Source organism: Mediterraneibacter catenae (assembly GCF_008691045.1).
Classification (GTDB): Bacteria; Bacillota; Clostridia; order Lachnospirales; family Lachnospiraceae; genus Mediterraneibacter; species Mediterraneibacter ornithocaccae.
The window spans coordinates 304056-323966 of the sequence record NZ_VMSO01000002.1 but is presented as its reverse complement, the minus strand read 5'-3'; the positions used below and the strand labels follow the sequence as shown (position 1 = coordinate 323966).

Here is a 19911-nt window from a genome sequence, read left to right as displayed (position 1 = left end):
CTGAATGTAACAGGTGATTTCTTCGTAGAAGAAGGCGAGCACTATGACATCGTTCTTAACAGAGAAGGTGCTGCTATCATCCACGTAGTATTCAAGAGCGAAGGCGGCAAGAACCTTGGCGGTGGAGACTACTTTGTAGACTATGACGGAGATGGAATTGCAAACTACAACGAGCTTACACTTCCGGAAGGATATGAGCTGATCGAGACAGGCGACTTCTTTGTAACAGCAGGACAGTCCTACACAATCGAGCTGAAGAAGATTCCGGAGGCTAAGCTCATCAATGTTACATTCTTCGATGAAGACGGCAACAACCTTGGCGGCGGAGATTATTTCGTAGACGAGGACGGAGACGGAATTGCAAATTACAGCGAGCTTGATCTTCCTGTAGGATATGAGCTGATCGTAACAGGCGACTTCTTTGTAGAGGACGGCGCTCATTACGACATCACTCTGAAACTTAGAGAGACAGTTCTGTTCGTAACATTTATAGATGTTAGCGGCAAAGTGGTTGACAAAGCAGTAGTGAAAGCAGGCGTTCCGGGATCACCGGACGAGGTACATGTATTTTCTCTTGGTGAAGCATTCGAGCTTCCGGAGGGATACCAGCTTGCAGAGGGGGTTGCACAGATTACAGATGTTCCGGTTCCGTATGGAACAGTAGGCGCATATGCAATGATCGTTGAGAAGATTGCTGAAGAGGATCCGGAAGATCCGACAGATCCGGAGGATCCGATAATACCGGAAGACCCGACAGATCCGGAAGATCCGACAGATCCGGAGGATCCGATAACACCGGAAGATCCGACAGATCCGGAGGATCCGACAACACCGGAAGATCCGACAGATCCGGAAGATCCGACAACACCGGAAGACCCGACAGATCCGGAAGATCCGACAGATCCGGAAGATCCGACAACACCGGAAGACCCGACAGATCCAGAAAATCCGACAACAGAGGATCCTGATGTGACAGATGACGCAAAAGATGATACTAAGGCAGATGATACAGATAAAGATAAAGCAGACGACAAGAATCCGGCTAAGAAAGACGGAGCACCGCAGACAGGCGATACAACATCACCGGTTATCCCTGTTACAGCAGGCGGATTAAGCCTTGCAGCTATTATCGGAGTTCTGGCTAGAAAACGTACCAAATAGTTTGTCCTATTCTCCCAAGGGATAATTACATAATGTAAAAAATATTGCCAAAAGCTGTACGTTTTTGGCAATATTTTTTTGGAGGAAATAATAAATGAAACGATGGATAAGTTGTATCATTGCAGGAGTATTGATGTGCTGCTGTCTGGCAGGGTGCTCCGGAGACAGTGAGGAAAAGGAAGCAACAGAAGAAAGCGTAAAGCCGCTGGTTATTGATTCGGAAACATATGGCAGCTTGTATGAGAACCTGCCGGATTCGGACGTGTCGTATACAGAGGAAGAGATTGACGACATTACTCAGGGCGTGAATGAGTGGGCCGGTAATACGCTCCTTGTAGACAGCAGTCTTGATGAGGAGACGAGAAATCTGATCGACCAGGGGTTATATGAGAGTGTTGTCTCAGAGGAAGATCTGGAGAATATAAAAAGCGACAGGGAGTCCTTTTACGGCGATGGCGCTGAAGTAACGATCAGCCTGACAGAAACCGCCGTGGCAAGCGCTACTGTTACGAGGTATAACAATAAAGACCTGGGAAGAGTCAGATGTGAGACACGTATCAGCGGAACACGTAATGGTGAGTTTTTCACACGCAGTTACCAGATGATTCTTGTAATAAGTTATAATGAAGGCGTTACGGCAGTATATGAGATAGGAAAAATCGAGTGGGAAGATCTGGAGCAGAATTAAGGAACTGCCCTGAAATCTCCTGTTTACGAGGGCGTTTTGCGGTGTTATACTATTGATTGAATATTGCGATAAGGAGTTTTTTGATATGGAACTTACAACGATTCGGGAGTTATTTAAGAACAGGGACGAGTACCTTGATAAGAAGGTTACTGTGGGCGGCTGGGTCCGCAGTCTCCGTGACTCCAAAACATTCGGATTCATCGTGGTGAATGACGGTTCTTATTTCCAGGCGCTTCAGGTCGTATACCACGACAAGATGGAGAACTTTGCAGAAGTTTCCAAATTAAATGTAGGAGCGGCCATTATCGTGACCGGTACGCTTGTAGCTACTCCGCAGGCGAAGCAGCCCTTCGAGATCCAGGCAGATGAAGTCCAGATCGAGGGAGCTTCCGCACCGGACTATCCGCTGCAGAAGAAACGCCACAGTTTCGAGTATCTGAGGACGATTTCTCATCTGCGCCCGAGAACAAATACATTTCAGGCGGTATTCCGTGTGCGTTCTCTGGCGGCGTATGCGATCCACAAGTTCTTCCAGGAGAGAGGATTTGTATATGTCCACACTCCGCTGATCACAGGCAGTGACTGCGAGGGCGCGGGAGAGATGTTCCGCGTAACGACTATGGATATGGAGAATGTACCGAAGAATGAGGACGGAACTGTAGATTATTCAAAGGATTTCTTCGGTAAGGAGACAAGCCTTACGGTGAGCGGACAGCTGAACGGCGAGACTTATGCACAGGCTTTCCGCAGCATCTATACGTTTGGACCGACCTTCCGTGCGGAGAATTCCAATACAACGCGCCATGCTGCAGAGTTCTGGATGATCGAGCCGGAGATCGCATTTGCAGATCTGGAAGATGATATGGACCTGGCGGAGGACATGCTCAAATATATCATCAGCTATGTGCTGGAGAATGCGCCGGAGGAGATGAACTTCTTCAACTCTTTTGTGGACAAAGGACTTCTGGAGAGGCTTCACAATGTGGCAAATTCTGATTTTGCGCGCATAACATACACAGAGGCGATTGAACTGCTCGAGAAGAACAATGACAAATTCGAGTACAAAGTTTCATGGGGCTGTGATCTTCAGACTGAGCATGAGAGATACCTTACGGAGCAGATCTATAAACGTCCGGTATTTGTGACAGATTATCCGAAGGAGATCAAGGCTTTCTATATGAAGCAGAATGATGATGGAAAGACTGTTGCAGCGGTAGACTGTCTTGTGCCGGGAATCGGAGAGATCATTGGCGGAAGTCAGAGGGAAGACGATTACGACAAGCTTCTGAACCGTATGAAAGAACTGGGGCTGAAAGAGGAAGATTACGGATTCTATCTTGATCTCAGGAAATATGGTTCCACGAGACATGCAGGATTCGGACTCGGATTCGAGAGGTGCGTGATGTATCTGACAGGCATGTCCAATATCCGTGATGTGATTCCGTTCCCGAGAACGGTGAACAACTGCGAACTGTAAACAGCAGAATTGCGGGAAAATAGAGAATGGCAGCGGGCTTTGCGAATGATGCGGGCTGAACTGTTTTAACTTAACAGGCAAGGGTGCAGGGGGATCGCTTTGTTGATTCATGTGCACCCTTGTCCTTTTTCTCGTTTACAGTATTCACCACCAGAGCGAAAAAACAGTAAAAGACAGGGGAGAAAAGTAAGATGAAGTTTATACATATAGCGGATGTGCATCTGGGAGCACAGCCTGATGCGGGCCCGCTGTACAGCAGGGGACGATCCCGGGAGTTGTGGGAGACCTTTGAGCGTGTGATTCGTGTCTGTGAGGATGAGCAGTCAGATCTCTTATTGATCGCGGGGGATCTGTTCCACCGCCAGCCTCTGGTCAGGGAACTGAGAGAAGTGGATTATCTCTTCTCTGAACTGACTCATACAAAAGTAGTCCTTATCGCAGGAAATCATGACTATGTCGGTACAAACTCCAATTACCGCACATTCCGGTGGAGTGAGAATGTATTTCCTCTTTTTGGTGAGAAACCGCAGTATGTGGATTTCCCGGAGCTTAAGACAGCCGTGTACGGGCTGAGCTATCACAGCAGAGAGATATCCCGGCCGCTGTATGACGGTTTTACAGCAGCGGGGGCGGAACCGTTTGAGATTCTTCTGGCACACGGGGGCGATGAGAAACATATTCCTTTCGACAGGCGCGCTATGGAGTGTGCGGGATTTGAGTATGTGGCGTTGGGGCATATACACAAACCTATGATCCTTAAGGAAGATCAGATCATTTATTCCGGAGCGCTGGAGCCTGTGGACAAGAACGATACAGGGCCGCACGGCTATGTAAAAGGCGAGATAACAGCATCGGGAGTCCGGACTCAGTGGATTCCGTGTGCTTCAAGAGAATACATTCATCTCGGGATCCAAATAAGCCCCGAAGATACAACAGGAAGTATCAAACGGGAGATTGAGAAACAAATACAAGAATATAGCAATGAAAATATTTACAAAATTATTTTGAGAGGTAAGCGGGATCACGATGTTTCTCTTGATACAGAACGTATGAAAGGCGGGCAGAATATAATAGAAATCCTGGATGAGACGAGCCCTGCCTATGATTTTGAGAAGCTGTACACCGAAAATGCGGACACGATTCTTGGGAGATACATCGAACAGTTCAGGGGATGCCGGGAAGGAAGCACAGAGTATCAGGCTCTGTGCGAGGGTGTAGAAGCTCTGCTTAACAGCAGACAGTGAGGGTGTTGGAATGGTAATAACAGAACTGTATATCAGGAATTTTGGAAAGCTGTCGGAGCAGCACTTCTATCTGCGGGATGGCGTTCAGGTGATCAGCGGAGAGAATGAATTCGGAAAGACAACCCTGCATGCATTTATAAGAGCAATGCTTTTCGGTATGGAGAGAGGGCGCGGCAGGGCGGCGGCGAAGGATGATTTCAGCCGCTATGAACCGTGGGATAATCCGGGCAATTATGCCGGGATTATGCGGTTTACCTGTGGCGGACGCAGCTTCAGGCTGGAGAGGGATTTCTCCCGCCATACGAGACATACGTCGCTCGTCTGTGAAAACGACGGGGAGGAATTGTCGGTAGAACACGGCGATCTGCAGGTGCTGCTGGGCGGCATGACTGCGGAGCTTTTTGACAATACGGTCTCGATCGGACAGATGAAAGCGGAGCCGGGACAGGAACTGTCTGACGCACTGGCAAATTATGCTGCTAATTATTATGAGACGGGCGGCGGAGAATTTGATCTGAGCGGCGTCCTGCGGAGCCTGAGCGAGAAGAAGCGGGCGGCCTTGCGAGAGCTCCGAAGGGAAGCAGAGGTCTACGGAGCAGAACAGGAGAAGCTCACGCAGGAAATCAAGTATCTGGAAGAGGATATCAGACAGCTCCGCATGGAGTACAGGGAAAAGGAGAAAGAGCTGAAAGACCTGGAGAACGCGGAAAGCCGCGAAGAGACAGAGCGGTCCACAGCGCCGCACGGGCCGGCGGGAATAGCCTCCAGGACGAAAGCAGCGCTTATGGCCGTGGGCGGTTTTGCCATGATATGTATGGGAGCAGCGGGACTGCTGCAAAGCCGGGGGATGCCAGGAGGATTGCCTGAGATAATGCTTGCGCTTATTACAGGGGCAGCCGGGCTGGCCGGTCTTATCCTGTTCGCAGCGGGAATTATAAAGCTTCGGGCGAGGACAGAGGCACAGTCAGCGTCAGCAGAAAGAGCGGACGTTCAAAATGCTGACAGTGACACGCAAAGAAGATTGAGCTGGGAGCTGGAACGGCTTCAATCTGAATGGAAAGAAAAAGAGTTAAGATGCGGAAATATCCGGGAACAATATGAAGAGCAGGGGAAGAGCGAAAAGCAGCTCCGCCTCGAAGAGCAGTGCCGGGCGCTGGAAATCGCAGAAGAGAGGATGCAGAAGGCGGCGAGGGTGACCGGGGCGAGTATGGACCGCAGGGTAAGCCGGAGGGCGTCGGAGATATTTTCCGCTGTGACCGACGGAAGATATCATTCTGTTGAGATCAGCCGGCAAAAGGGCATTACCGTGTGGGACGGCGTCAGACGTATTCCTGTGGAGCGTCTGAGCCGGGGGACGATCGAGCAGATCTATTTCTCTGTCAGGATGGCAGCGGCAGAGACACTGGCAGAGGAGCCTGTTCCAATAATACTTGACGATGTATTCGCGTTTTATGATGACAAAAGATTGGAATCTGTATTAAAATGGTTGAGCAGACAGGAAAAGCAGGTTATAATATTTACCTGTCATAAGAGAGAAGAGAGAATGCTTAATGCGGCGCAGGGAAAATAAAACTTCCCGCTTTATGGAAGCTGATTGAAAGATAAATTTAGGAAAGAGGAGTTTCAGATGAAGATAAAGTTGCCCAGAAAAGTGCTGATGATCATTAATAATCTGCAGCTCCACGGGTACGAGGCGTACGCAGTGGGAGGCTGTGTGCGCGATTCGATACTGGCGAGAAGACCGGAGGACTGGGATATCACTACGTCTGCCCGCCCGGAGGAGATCAAGAAGCTGTTTCGCAGAACTGTAGACACCGGGATCGAGCACGGTACGGTTACAGTGCTTCTGGGAAAGGACAGCTACGAGGTGACGACCTACAGGATCGACGGTGCTTATGAGGACAGCAGACATCCGAAAGAGGTGCGGTTTACTAACCGGCTGGAGGAGGATCTGAGGAGAAGAGACTTTACGATCAATGCTATGGCATATAATGATGAGATACGTCTGGTAGATGTATTCGGCGGGATGCAGGATCTGAATCATCATTTAATCCGGTGTGTTGGGGAACCGAAAGAGCGCTTTGGTGAAGATGCGCTGAGAATACTGCGGGCGGTGCGTTTTTCCGCCCAGCTTAATTTCCCGATCGAGCCAAAGACAGCAGGGGCTGTCAGGGAGCTGGCTCCCACGCTTAAAAATATCAGTGCGGAGAGGATACAGACCGAACTGGTCAAGCTTCTCGTATCGCCTCACCCGGAGCGCATTCAGGATGCATATGAGCTGGGTATCACAAAGGTGATCCTGCCTGAGTGGGACGCCATGGTGGGAGTAGAGCAGAATACCCCCCATCACAAATACGATGTGGCGCAGCATACACTTCGTGCGATGAAAAATATAAAGCGTGATAAGATCCTGCGGCTCACCATGCTTTTTCACGACATGGGCAAACCGGCTGTCAGGACGACAGATGAAAATGGAAGAGATCATTTTAAGGGCCATGCCCTGGTCAGCGAGGAGATCGCGAGAAAGGTGATGCGCAGGCTGAAGTTTGACAATGATACAGTAAAGAAAGTGACCAGACTTGTCTGCTACCATGATTACCGGATGGAAGCTACGCCGAAAAATGTGCGCCGGGCCATGAACCGGATCGGTGTGGAGCTTTTCCCGTATTACCTTGCGGTCCGGATGGCGGATGCAAAGGCTCAGAGCCCGTACCGTAGGAGAGAGAAGATCGAGAATATCATTGCTGTACGGGAACTGTATCAGGAGGCGCTGATAAAGGATGAGTGCGTCACTCTGCGCCAGCTCGCCGTGAGCGGCAGGGATCTGATGGAGTTGGGGATGCGGCCGGGCCGTGAGCTTGGCAGTATGCTGAGTGAGCTCCTGGAATATGTGATCGACGATCCTCAGCGTAACACAAAGGAAAATCTCTGTACTTATGTAAAAGAAAAACTTGGTTTGTAATCATACTCGGGCTGTCCCCGTCATACATTAGAGAGAGTCAGAATACGCGGTGACAGGGGGCAGCCATGAGAGAAGAATACGAACTGGAAGTATTGGAGCATTATGATATAGAAGTGAAGGGCACCCGAAAGATAAGGGGTGCGTTTTTTTGCGATACAGATGAGGGAACGATGCTGCTGAAAGAGACGAAGATATCCGGGCGGCGCGCTCCCTTATTGTATACAGTGCTCAGTACCATTGAAGATCAGGGGAATGTTAAAGTCGACACTCCCGTCTATACAAAGGACGGTGAACTGGTCGTGAGCTCCCGGGACGGAAAAACATATATGCTGAAAAAGTGGTATCCGGGCAGAGAGTGTGATGTGCGTCAGGAACGGGAACTGCTTAAAGCAGCAGAACGCCTTGCCGTACTGCACCGGGAACTGGAGAAGATTCCCTGCGGCGTTCAGGATCCCTCTTCGCCGGCTCTCCTGAAAAGCAGGGATCCTATTGATGAGATTCGGCGGCACAACAGAGAACTCAAGAAAGTGCGGAGTTTTATCCGGGGCCGGGTGACCAAGAATGAGTTTGAGTATCTGTTCCTTGACAGCTTTGATAAAATGTATCAATTGGCGGAAAATGTTCTGTCGAGGATGCAGGATTCAGGATGCAGCGAACTCTGCCACAGTAGTACTGACCATGGATATCTGGTACACGGGGAGTATAATTATCACAATCTCCTTGTTACAGAAACAGATATGGCGGTGACGAATTTTGAACATCTTCATATCGGTATCCAGGCGCATGATTTATATTATTTTCTCAGAAAGATAATGGAAAAGTATATATGGAAACAAAAAACTGGACAGAAGATTCTCGACGTATATGAAACGACGAGGAAACTGAGTACCATGGAGAGGGAGTACGTAGGGCTCCGCCTGGCCTATCCTGAAAAATACTGGAAGACTGCGAGCAGCTATTACCATTCCAATAAAGCCTGGCTTCCTCAGAAATACGTAGAAAAACTGGAACTTGCAGTGCGGCAGAATGAGGAAAAAAACGCTTTTCTGGAAAATATTTTTTCCATCAGGATATAGTAAAGATCAGTTGCTGTTTCAGCGGAAACATGGTATATTAATACTGGATTTATTGTGATTTTTATATGAAAAATCAACACAAAAAATGGTAGGAGTGGTAAAAATGTATCAAAAAGAGTATGAACGCTGGATGGCAGCTGATCTGGAAGATCCGGATCTGAAACCGGAACTGTCGAAAATCGAAGGAAATGATGAAGAGATTAAAGAGCGTTTCGCGGTAGCGCTGAAATTCGGTACAGCCGGGCTGCGCGGCGTCCTCGGAGCAGGGACGAACCGTATGAATATCTATGTGGTTCGTCAGGCTACACAGGGACTTGCTAACTGGGTGAAGACTCAGGGCGGAACACAGACAGTTGCGATCAGCTACGACAGCCGTTTGAAGAGCGACGTATTTGCTAAGACAGCGGCAGGTGTACTTGCTGCCAACGGAATCAAGGTAAGGATCTATGATGCACTGATGCCGGTGCCGGCGCTTTCATTTGCGACACGGTATTATAACTGCAATGCAGGTGTTATGGTGACAGCATCCCACAATCCTGCAAAATATAACGGATATAAGGCGTACGGACCGGACGGATGCCAGATGACGGACGATGCAGCGGCGATCGTATACGATGAAATCCAGAAGACAGACGTGCTGACAGGCGCAAAATACATGTCTTTTGCACAGGGGGTTGAGGAAGGTCTGATCCGCTTCGTAGGCGATGACTGCAAGAAAGCTCTCTACGACGCGATCGAATCCCGCCAGGTACGTCCGGGTCTCTGTAAGACAGCAGGGCTGAAGCTTGTATACAGTCCATTGAATGGTTCAGGTCTTGTTCCTGTGACACAGGTGTTAAAAGACATCGGCGTGACAGATATTACGATCGTTCCGGATCAGGAGTATCCGAACGGTTATTTTACAACCTGCAGTTATCCGAATCCGGAGATTTTTGCAGCTCTTGAGCAGGGGCTTAATCTTGCAAAAGAGACAGGCGCCGACCTGATGCTTGCGACAGATCCGGACGCTGACCGCGTCGGTATCGCTATGAAATGCCCGGACGGATCTTATGAGCTGGTAAGCGGAAATGAAGTCGGCGTACTGCTTCTTGATTACATCTGTGCAGGGCGCATCGAGAAAGGCACGATGCCGGAGAATCCGGTGGCAGTAAAATCTATCGTGTCCACCCCGCTTGCCGATGCAGTGGCTGAGAAATACGGCGTAGAACTGCGCAGTGTCCTGACCGGTTTCAAATGGATCGGAGATCAGATCGCACAGCTCGAGGAAGCCGGAGAGGTAGACCGCTTTATCTTCGGATTTGAGGAGAGCTACGGCTACCTTGCAGGACCGTATGTGCGTGACAAAGACGCTGTCATCGGCTCTATGCTGATCTGTGAGATGGCAGCTTACTACAGAAGTATCGGAAGTTCCCTGAAACAGAGAATGGAAGAGATTTACGCAGAATACGGCCGCTATCTGAACAAGGTGGACAGCTTCGAGTTCCCGGGCCTGAGCGGAATGGACAAGATGTCCGGTATCATGCAGGGCTTAAGAGAGAATCCGCTGACAGAGATCGCGGGATATAAGGTTACTTCCGTGACAGATTATCAGAAACCGGAAGAGACAGGCCTTCCGGCAGCTAATGTACTGATTTACAAGCTGGAGAATAATGAGACGGTTATCGTACGTCCTTCAGGAACAGAACCAAAGATCAAGATCTACTACACAACATTGGGTAAAGACCTCGCTGAAGCCGAGAAAGAGAAAGAAAAACTCGCTGAAGCACTCAAACCGGTCATGGCATAGAAGGTTTGCCGCAAAAAACGGTGAAACTTCTTGACAAAGCCCAGGTAAACCGGTATAACAATACATAAAGGTGGAAAATGCGGACGTTTGGGCGTTTTCCTCTTTAATAAATTAGAATAGAAATTGTATGTATGTACAATAAAGAGGAGGAATTTATCCATGAACAAAACAGAATTGATCGCAGCTATTGCAGAGAAAGCAGAGATTTCCAAGAAAGATTCTGAGAAAGCATTAAAAGCTTTTGTTGATGTAGTTACAGAGCAGCTTAAAAACGATGATAAGGTTCAGCTTGTAGGATTCGGAACATTTGAAGTAAGCAAGAGAGCTGCAAGAGAGGGAAGAAATCCGCAGACAGGTAAGACAATGAAGATCGCAGCATGCAAGGCTCCGAAATTCAAAGCAGGAAAAGCTTTAAAAGATGCTATCAACTAATCTCAGATTAACTATAGAGTGAGTAATAAAAGTACAGGCACTTACGATGGGAGAACATTGTAAGTGCCTTTTTGACAGAAAGGAAGAAAAATGCGTTTAGACAAATTTTTGAAGGTATCAAGACTGATCAAGAGACGGACAGTTGCAAACGAGGCGTGCGATGCAGGGCGTGTCATGGTAAATGACAAACCGGCCAAAGCGTCCGCACAGGTGAAACCGGGAGATGTGATCGAGATTCAGTTCGGCACACGCAATGTGAGAGTTGAAGTGCTGGAACTCAAGGATACGACAAAGAAAGATGAGGCGGCTGATCTCTTCAAATACTTATAGGAATAATTCCGAACAACCTCTCATATATTTAAAAACAGAGTGGGAGGGAGCGCGGATGGAAGAACAGCGTATTGCAAAATCACACAAGCTCGTGGTGAATAACAGAAAAACAAGTATGGTGACAGGCGTTCTTGATGTCCTGTCTTTCGATCTAAACGAGATCCTGCTGGAGACAGAACAGGGCATGCTGATGGTAAAAGGGACGGATCTTCATGTAAACAGGCTGAGCGTGGAAAAAGGTGAAGTCGATCTGTCGGGGAATATCGACAGTATCGCATATTCCAGCGCTGCGCCGACAGGGAAGCAGGGGGAAAACTTCCTGTCAAAACTCTTTAAGTAGGAGCGGTGTATGATACTGGGAATCGGAACAGAGGGGAGTGTCTTTCTGTATGCGGGGCTGGCAGGCGTCTCTGTGCTGTGCGCATATTATGCTCTTGTATGTTTCAGAAAGCTGATACCGCACAGACTGATTGCGGTCGGCATAGAAGATGTAATATTCTGGGTTGTGGCAAGCGTCTACATATTTCGGCGAATGTATGATACTACTTATGGAAGTATCCGCTGGTTTTTTATGCTTGGCATACTGTGCGGAGCGGGAACAGCATATCTTGTTTTTCGTCTGTGCGGTAAAATTTATGCAAAGGTCAAGAAAAGTCTTGAAAAGTATAAAAAAACCAGATAAAATATTTTTATATTGGGGTGTAAAAATATTTGATAAGATGGGTGAGTATGGATGAGTAAGACAAGACGACAACAGGCAGCGGGACGTCGGCAGGGCAGAAAGAATAATGCGAGGCTCAGGCATTATAAGCGGAGCATACTGATGATCTGTATGGTGCTTGCGTTCCTTGGCGGGGCTCTTGCAGTTGGTTCCATGAGACTGCAGGCTAAGAATGACAGCTATAAGGCTCAGGAAGAAGAACTGCAGGCGCAGATTAAGGAAGAACAGCAGCGGTCGGAAGAGATCGATGAATTTGAAGAATACGTCAAGACGGACGACTATATTAAAGATACCGCAGAGGACAAGCTGGGGCTGGTCGATCCGGACGAGATTATATTTAAGCCGTCAAATTAATGAGACGGTCAGGTAAAATCGAATAGTAAAAAGAAAATATACAAATGAAAACTCCGGGAGAATCCTCCCGGAGTTTTTGTTTGACAGAGACTGCCTGCTCAGACGGGGACATATATCAGAGGTATCCGGGCAGCAGGCGGGAGAATCAGAAAGGAGATAGGCCATGAATGAGGGACCGGTGCTCCACGGAAGCCCCTATGTGGAACAGATAGAAAAATATGCCCATTCTCTGAAACAGCTCTCGAGGACTTTCCTGGGGCTTGAGGAGAAGAAAAAGGCATTTTCAAATGAGGAGATAGAAGAGATGTTCACCCGGGTGAGAGAGAAAGTGTGCGGCAAATGCGAAAAATGCGGCTGGTGCTGGGGAGAAAATTTCGTACATACATATCAGATGGGGTATGAGCTCCTTTCCGCTGTAGACCAGTACGGGAATGAACTTAATACAGAAGTGAAGCGGAAACTCATGCAGCGCTGCATTATGGCGCCGCGTTTTTTACGGGAGATGCTGGCGGGATTTCATGATGCGAGACAAAATATCATATGGGTGAACCGGATCGCCCGCAGCAGGGAAAGCTGTGCAATACAGATGGATACATTTGCCGATATGATCGAAAATACGACCAGAGAGCTTGAAAACAGCATTTTTACGGACGAGAGGCTTGAGAAAAGGATAACGGCTGTGCTGAAGAAAAAAGGACTCCGCGTGCTGTATACATATTTCTTTATGAACGGAGAGGGGAAATATGAGATCCACGTTACGGTCAGAAGTATCAGGAAACAGAAAGTAACAGTTAAGGAAGTAGTGAGTGCTGTTTCGGAATGTGTAGGAAGAAAATTCATTCTCCCGGGGGACAGTGCCCGGATGATAGGGAGTGAATACATGACGGTTGTGTGTGTGGAAGGACCGTCTTTCTATATTATGCACGGTACGGCGAGGATCGGGAAAGACTGTGACCGGATATCCGGGGATAACTTTGCTCTTATGGAGATGCCGGGTGGAAAATATGCAGTGGCTCTCTCGGACGGAATGGGATCAGGGGAGACAGCATGCAGGGAGAGCACACTGGTCATAGAGCTTCTCGAGGAGCTTTTAAGTGCGGGGTTTCCTGAGAAAACAGCAATCCAGATGATCAACACTACTCTTGTCATCGGGCGGGAGGAGATTCATTATTCCACAGTGGATATGACAGTGTTCGATCTGTATTCCGGTGAGTGCGAGGTTATCAAAGCGGGGGCGTCTTCTACTTTTATCAAGAAGAAGGACAGTGTTGAACATCTGAGTTCTACAAGCCTTCCAATCGGTGTGATGAACCATATAGAGATCGACTCGGTAAAACGGCAGCTTGAGGACGGGGATTTTGTAATCATGGTGACAGACGGCGTGCTGGACGCACTGCCGGTAGGAGAGCAGGACATCCTGCTGGAGACGATCATACAGGGCAGCGAGATTGCCAACCCGAAAGAAATGGCGCATCACGTCCTTGAACAGGTGCTGGCGTGGACGGGAAAAGAGCCGGCAGATGACATGACCGTGATGGCGGTGGGAATATGGCGGGACGGCTCTTTACAATTGGAAATGAATTAGTTATAGTTTACATATGATGAAGAATATAATAGAACAGACAGAATCATTTATCAGAAAATACGGCATGATCGAAAAGGATGATGTGGTGATCGCAGGCGTATCGGGCGGAGCGGATTCGGTATGCCTGCTTTTTATACTCTGTGCATTGAGAAATAAGATTGGTTTCCAGGTGATGGCATGTCATGTCAACCACGGGATACGGGGCGCGGAAGCCGATGCCGATGAAGCTTTTGTGAAGGAACTGTGCAGACAGTTGGATGTGCCGAGCCGTTTTTTTCATAAAAATGTGGAATTAATTGCCAGAAAGCGGAAACAATCTTCAGAGGAGGCGGGACGCGCTGTCCGGCGGGAGGCGTTTGAGACGATGTGCAGGGAAGACGGCGGAACGAAGATCGCCACGGCCCACCACAGAGATGATAATGCAGAGACCGTACTCCTTAATATTGCGCGCGGGACCGGACTGAAGGGCCTGTGCGGCATTCGCCCGGTCCGGGGAAAGTGGATCCGGCCGCTCCTGGCGCTTGGCAGAGAGCAGATTGAGGACTGGCTGCGAGAGCAGAAGATTACCTGGTGTACGGATGCAACAAATGCAGAAGATATCTACACAAGGAACCGCATCCGCCATAACATACTTCCGGCCCTGAGAGAACAGGTCAATGAAGGGACGGTCCGGCACTTGGAGGAACTGTCCGTACAGGCACAGGAAGTGTGGGAATATCTGGAACAGGGAACAAAACAGGCATGGGAACGCTGTGTAAGCCTGCCGCGGACCGGAGAGCATAAAAATGAAGGACAGGGCAGCAGTACCCCTGTGTACGGGGAAGCATACGGCGGCCTGCTGATCGGCAGAGAGGCCTTCAGACATGAGATGCCTGCCGTACAGAAGCAGCTTCTCAAAGTATGTCTGGCGTCTGTCCGCGGAGGAGAGAAAGATATCGGGACGGTTCATCTGAACGCGCTTGCGGAGCTCTTTGACCGGCAGTGCGGGAAGGTGCTGGACCTGCCGGGCGGCGTGACTGCCGGGCGGATATATGAAGGTATCCTGCTGGGAAAACAAGACGGAGATGAAAAGGGAAACAGCGGGAAAACAAACGGCGCGGCAGAAGTAAAGCCGGAAGAAGTCCGTCTGAATATCCCAGGGGTGACATTTCTCCCGGATGGAATCCATAAAGTGATATGCCGGTTTGTGGACGCTGCTGATGCCGACAAGGCGAAGGAGATCCCACAAAAAAGCTACACGAAATGGTTTGACTATGATATAATAAAATGTAGTCTTTCCGCGAGGACGCGGCAGAGCGGGGACTATCTGGTGGTGGATGAAAAAGGGAGCCGCCAGAAACTGAAGTCCTGGTTTATCAATGAGAAGATCCCTAGAGAGAACAGGGATAAGATGCTTCTTATTGCAGACGGACAGCATATCGTATGGATACCGGGACACAGAATGAGCCGTGCCTGTCAGATCAGTAACAGGACAGAGAAGATTCTTGAGATAAAGATAACGGAGGATAAGAAAAATGTCAGAGAAGATCAGAGTGCTGGTTCCGGAAGAGAAGGTTGACGAGAGGATCAGAGAGCTTGGAAGACAGATCAGTGAAGATTATGCGGGAAAACAGGTCCATTTGATCTGTGTGTTAAAGGGCGGTGTGTTCTTTATGTGTGAGCTTGCGAAGCGCATTACCGTGCCGGTCTCCATGGATTTTATGTGCGTAGGAAGCTACGGAGACGGGACAGCGTCAAGCGGTGTCGTGCGTATCGCAAAGGATCTTGACGAGTCCATTGAGAATAAAGAAGTTCTCATTGTGGAGGATATTATCGACTCAGGCAATACCCTGTATTACCTGATCGACGTACTTAAAAAGAGAAATCCGGCCAGCATGAGGCTGTGCACGCTTCTGGACAAACCGGACAGAAGAGTGAAAGATGTGAAAGTTGACTACTGCGGATTCGAGATCCCGGATGAGTTCGTGGTAGGTTATGGGCTTGATTACGCCCAGAAATACAGAAATCTTCCTTACATCGGCGTGGTGGAAGGACTGGAATAGGAAGGAGCATAAGGTTTGGACAATAACAGGAAATACAGGGGCGTCAGCGGTTCTACAATACTTATGTTTATTGTGGTCGTGATAGCGGCGCTCTGGATGGCAAGCCGGATGCAGGTACACCGGCAGGAAATGACGTATACAGACTTTGTTTCCCAGGTTGAACAGGAAAATGTGACGGATGTATACATCGATCAGAATAAAGCTGTTCCCACGGGTACGGTGTCATTCGTGCTAAAAGATGAGAATGAGGCCAGGACAGTAAATGTATCCAACGTAGAGGACGTGGAAGATCTGCTCGATGAACATGATGTGGTATACGGCGTGTCGGCGATACCGGAGGATTCTATATTTATGACGATCCTGATCCCGGTGCTGGTCACACTGGCCGGCGTGATGCTCATCTTTTATCTGATGAACCGTCAGGGCGGCGGGGCCAATGCCAAAGCGATGAATTTCGGTAAGAGCCGTGCGCGGATGACGAGTCAGAATGAGATCAAAGTGACATTTGCGGATGTGGCAGGTCTCAAAGAGGAGAAAGAAGAGCTGGAGGAGATTGTTGATTTTCTGAAGGCACCGAAGAAATATGTACAGGTAGGAGCAAGGATCCCGAAAGGAGTTCTTCTTGAGGGACCTCCGGGAACCGGAAAAACGCTGCTCGCAAAGGCAGTTGCAGGTGAGGCGGGAGTTCCGTTTTTCAGTATTTCAGGATCGGACTTCGTGGAGATGTTTGTGGGCGTCGGCGCATCCCGTGTGCGTGATCTGTTCCAGGATGCAAAGAAAAATGCACCGTGTATTGTGTTTATCGATGAGATCGATGCCGTAGCAAGACGGCGCGGGAGCGGACTTGGCGGCGGACATGACGAGAGGGAGCAGACGCTGAACCAGCTTCTTGTAGAGATGGATGGATTTGGCGTGAACGAAGGAATCATCGTTATGGCGGCGACGAACCGTAAGGATATTCTTGATCCGGCGATCTTAAGACCGGGGCGATTCGACCGCAATGTTATCGTCGGACGCCCGGATGTAGGCGGAAGAGAGGAAATTCTTAAAGTTCATGCAAGGAACAAACCACTCGGAGAAGACGTGGATCTGAAACAGATTGCCCAGACAACGGCAGGGTTTACAGGTGCGGATCTGGAGAACCTTCTGAATGAGGCGGCAATCCTTGCAGCAAAAGACAACAGAGTATATATATTGCAGCAGGATATCCGTCATGCGTTTGTCAAAGTAGGTATCGGCCCTGAGAAGAAGAGCCGTATCGTATCCGAGAAAGAGCGGCGCATCACGGCATATCATGAGGCAGGTCATGCGATTCTGTTCCATGTGCTGCCGGACGTGGGACCTGTATACAGCGTATCTATTATTCCGACAGGAGGGGCAGGCGGATACACGATGCCCCTGCCGGAGAGGGACGATATGTTTAATACGAAAGGCCATATGCTTCAGGAGATTACAGTATCGCTCGGAGGCCGCGTAGCTGAAGAGGAGATATTTGACGATATCACTACGGGGGCTTCCCAGGATATAAAACAGGCGACGGCAATCGCAAAATCAATGATCACCAAGTTCGGTATGTCCGAGAGGCTTGGTCTGATCAACTATGACAATGACAGTGATGAAGTATTTATCGGACGCGACTTCGGACATACCTCTAGAGGTTATGGTGAGAAAGTAGCGGGAACGATAGATGAAGAAGTGAAGAGAATCATTGACGAGTGCTATCTGAAAGCGCGTGCGATTATTCAGAAACATCATGATGTGCTGGATGCATGTGCAAAACTTCTGCTCGAGAAAGAGAAGATAACAAGAGCCGAGTTTGAAGCTTTGTTTGAGGACAGCCAAAAAGAGGAGGCATGATGTTATGAACAGAGAAGCGCTGTTCTGCGATGGTACGCAGGATTATGTGATCCCTGCCGAACCGGACGTAAATGAGAAGATCGTACTGAAATTCAGGACGGCACACAATGACGTAGAGGAAGTAAAACTGCTTACGGGCGACCGCAGCTATTCGATGTGGAAGATATCAGCCGGTGACGAGTTCGATTTTTATGAGATCGAATGGCAGCTCGGAACGGAACCTTTCCATTATTCCTTTGAGATAAAAAGTGGAGAACAGCTTTGGTATTATAACCGGTACGGTGTCTCTGACCATAGAGAAGATTATTATGCCTATACGGTTGTTCCGGGATTCAAGACGCCGGAATGGGCAAAAGGTGCGGTTATGTATCAGATCTTCGTGGATCGATTCTGCAACGGGGATCCGTCAAATGATGTAGAAGATGCAGAATATATCTATATTGGAGCGCCAACTAAGAGAGTGAAGGAGTGGAATCAGGTGCCGGAGGCACTTGATATCCGCAATTTCTATGGCGGGGATCTTCAGGGGGTTATGGATAAGCTGGACTATCTTCAGGATCTGGGGATAGAAGTGATATATTTTAATCCGCTGTTTGTCTCACCATCCAACCATAAATACGATATTCAGGATTATGATTATATTGATCCTCATTACGGAAAGATCGTTGCTGACGGAGGCGAGGCTCTGCCGGCGGGGGCGCAGGATAATATCCATGCCACGAAATATCAGAAGCGGGTGGGAGATATCCGCAACCTCGAGGCAAGCAATGAGTTGTTTGCAAAGCTTGTGGAAGAGATGCACAGACGCGGGATGCGAGTGATCCTTGACGGTGTGTTCAATCACTGTGGATCGTTTAACAAATGGCTGGACCGTGAACGCATCTATGAGCCTCAGCCGGAATATCCGAAGGGTGCATATGTAAGTGCGGACAGTCCTTACAGGGATTTTTTCCATTTTCATGATGACCGTAATGAGGCATGGCCGTACAACGGGAGCTATGACGGATGGTGGGGACACGATACCCTGCCAAAGCTTGCATATGAGGATTCGCCGGAACTTGAGCAATATATAATGGATATAGGAAAGAAATGGGTTTCCCCTCCGTACAATGTGGACGGATGGCGTCTGGATGTGGCTGCCGATCTCGGCTGCAGTAACGAATATAATCACATGTTCTGGAAACGATTCAGAAAAGAAGTAAAAGAAGCGAATCCGGACGCACTGATCCTGGCGGAACACTATGGAGACCCTATCGAGTGGCTTCAGGGGGACGAGTGGGACAGTGTTATGAATTATGATGCTTTCATGGAGCCGCTGACCTGGTTCCTCACGGGGATGGAGAAGCACAGCGACGAGCGGCGAACTGATCTGTGGGGGAATCCGGATAACTTTGTGGGGGCGATGCGCCACTTTATGGCAAGTATGCTCACTCCGTCGCTTCAGGTGGCGATGAATGAACTGTCAAATCACGATCATTCAAGATTCCTGACACGTACCAATCATATTGTAGGGCGTGCAGAACATGTCGGTGCGAAAGCAGCAGAGGAGGGAATCAATCATGCGGTCATGCGTGAAGCTGTGACAGTTCAGATGACCTGGGTAGGAGCGCCGACGATCTATTACGGCGATGAGGTCGGACTGTGCGGCTTTACAGATCCGGATAACAGACGGACATACCCGTGGGGCAGAGAGAATAAAGAACTTCTTGAGTTCCATAAAGAAATGATACGGATACATAAAGAAGAAAAGCCTCTCAGAAAAGGATCCGTAAAACTGTTATATTCAGATTATAATGTTCTGGCATATGCGAGGTTCCAGGGAGACGAGCAGATTGTGGTAGTGCTCAACAACAGTAAGGAATTAAAGCAGATCACAGTACCTGTATGGCTCTCGGGTGTACACAAAGAAGGCCGGATGAAGCGTCTGATCTACACGTACGAAGAAGGCTATACGACGGCGTATGATGAGTATATCGTAGAGAACGGAGAAATCGTGATCAATATGGGAAGGCATTCGGCTGCAGTGTTAAAACCTGTCAGATCGGAATGGAATAGCGGCTCTGTATGATCGAGATCAAATAATAGAAAGAGATTCAGAAGAAAAAGAAATCCGGGTGACTCCGGATTCTTTTCTTATAATTGTGGACTGTTCAAAAACAGAAAAACTGGCTGTTTTGACACGGTCTGACACATGGT

General features: G+C 48.8%; 18 protein-coding genes. All 18 read left to right on the top strand.

Annotated features, from left to right (window positions below; translation table 11 throughout):
* The coding region (locus FNY66_RS03275; protein WP_150310274.1) for an LPXTG cell wall anchor domain-containing protein at nt 1-1161 on the top strand (1161 nt) is incomplete at its 5' end.
* A 94-nt stretch (nt 1162-1255) separates the two neighbouring features.
* Nucleotides 1256-1849: a hypothetical protein gene (locus FNY66_RS03270; protein ID WP_150310273.1), complete on the top strand. Its 594-nt coding sequence runs from the start codon at nt 1256-1258 to the stop codon at nt 1847-1849.
* 85 nt (nt 1850-1934) lie between these two features.
* Nucleotides 1935-3326: an asparagine--tRNA ligase gene (asnS, locus tag FNY66_RS03265; protein WP_150310272.1), complete on the top strand. Its 1392-nt coding sequence runs from the start codon at nt 1935-1937 to the stop codon at nt 3324-3326.
* A 191-nt stretch (nt 3327-3517) separates the two neighbouring features.
* Nucleotides 3518-4570: a metallophosphoesterase family protein gene (locus tag FNY66_RS03260; RefSeq protein ID WP_150310271.1), complete on the top strand. Its 1053-nt coding sequence runs from the start codon at nt 3518-3520 to the stop codon at nt 4568-4570.
* 10 nt (nt 4571-4580) lie between these two features.
* Nucleotides 4581-6140: an ATP-binding protein gene (locus FNY66_RS03255; RefSeq protein ID WP_150310270.1), complete on the top strand. Its 1560-nt coding sequence runs from the start codon at nt 4581-4583 to the stop codon at nt 6138-6140.
* Between the two features lie 57 nt (nt 6141-6197).
* Nucleotides 6198-7532 (top strand): CCA tRNA nucleotidyltransferase, encoded by a 1335-nt coding sequence (locus tag FNY66_RS03250; protein WP_087152222.1) that lies wholly within the window; start codon nt 6198-6200, stop codon nt 7530-7532.
* 65 nt (nt 7533-7597) lie between these two features.
* The gene (locus FNY66_RS03245) at nt 7598-8608 is read left to right on the top strand and encodes a CotS family spore coat protein (RefSeq protein ID WP_150310269.1); all 1011 of its coding nucleotides are present in this window, start codon (nt 7598-7600) and stop codon (nt 8606-8608) included.
* Between the two features lie 103 nt (nt 8609-8711).
* On the top strand, nt 8712-10394 hold the full coding sequence (locus FNY66_RS03240) for a phospho-sugar mutase (RefSeq protein WP_150310268.1): 1683 nt from the start codon (nt 8712-8714) through the stop codon (nt 10392-10394).
* Between the two features lie 159 nt (nt 10395-10553).
* Nucleotides 10554-10826, top strand: a complete 273-nt coding sequence (locus tag FNY66_RS03235) for an HU family DNA-binding protein (RefSeq protein ID WP_087152215.1) — start codon at nt 10554-10556, stop codon at nt 10824-10826.
* 90 nt (nt 10827-10916) lie between these two features.
* The gene (locus FNY66_RS03230) at nt 10917-11156 is read left to right on the top strand and encodes an RNA-binding S4 domain-containing protein (protein WP_150310267.1); all 240 of its coding nucleotides are present in this window, start codon (nt 10917-10919) and stop codon (nt 11154-11156) included.
* Nucleotides 11157-11211: 55 nt separating this feature from the next.
* Nucleotides 11212-11496 (top strand): sporulation protein YabP, encoded by a 285-nt coding sequence (yabP, locus tag FNY66_RS03225; RefSeq protein ID WP_087152213.1) that lies wholly within the window; start codon nt 11212-11214, stop codon nt 11494-11496.
* A 9-nt stretch (nt 11497-11505) separates the two neighbouring features.
* Nucleotides 11506-11838 carry a spore cortex biosynthesis protein YabQ gene (yabQ, locus tag FNY66_RS03220; RefSeq protein ID WP_087152212.1) on the top strand — a complete coding sequence of 111 codons (333 nt, stop codon included), beginning with the start codon at nt 11506-11508 and terminating at the stop codon, nt 11836-11838.
* A 51-nt stretch (nt 11839-11889) separates the two neighbouring features.
* Entirely contained in the window at nt 11890-12231 is a 342-nt protein-coding gene (locus FNY66_RS03215) for an FtsB family cell division protein (protein ID WP_087152211.1), read from the top strand.
* Nucleotides 12232-12394: 163 nt separating this feature from the next.
* Complete coding sequence (locus FNY66_RS03210) at nt 12395-13816, top strand: SpoIIE family protein phosphatase (protein WP_150310266.1); 1422 nt, start codon at nt 12395-12397, stop codon at nt 13814-13816.
* Between the two features lie 13 nt (nt 13817-13829).
* On the top strand, nt 13830-15374 hold the full coding sequence (tilS, locus tag FNY66_RS03205; RefSeq protein ID WP_150310265.1) for a tRNA lysidine(34) synthetase TilS: 1545 nt from the start codon (nt 13830-13832) through the stop codon (nt 15372-15374).
* Nucleotides 15331-15858, top strand: a complete 528-nt coding sequence (gene hpt / locus FNY66_RS03200) for a hypoxanthine phosphoribosyltransferase (RefSeq protein ID WP_087152208.1) — start codon at nt 15331-15333, stop codon at nt 15856-15858. The genes tilS and hpt overlap by 44 nt, the downstream gene beginning before the upstream one ends.
* A gap of 15 nt (nt 15859-15873) precedes the next feature.
* On the top strand, nt 15874-17715 hold the full coding sequence (gene ftsH / locus FNY66_RS03195) for an ATP-dependent zinc metalloprotease FtsH (RefSeq protein ID WP_229409431.1): 1842 nt from the start codon (nt 15874-15876) through the stop codon (nt 17713-17715).
* 4 nt (nt 17716-17719) lie between these two features.
* A complete protein-coding gene (locus FNY66_RS03190) occupies nt 17720-19783 on the top strand; it encodes a glycoside hydrolase family 13 protein (protein WP_150310264.1) in 2064 nt (687 codons plus the stop codon).
* Nucleotides 19784-19911: the final 128 nt, after the last annotated feature.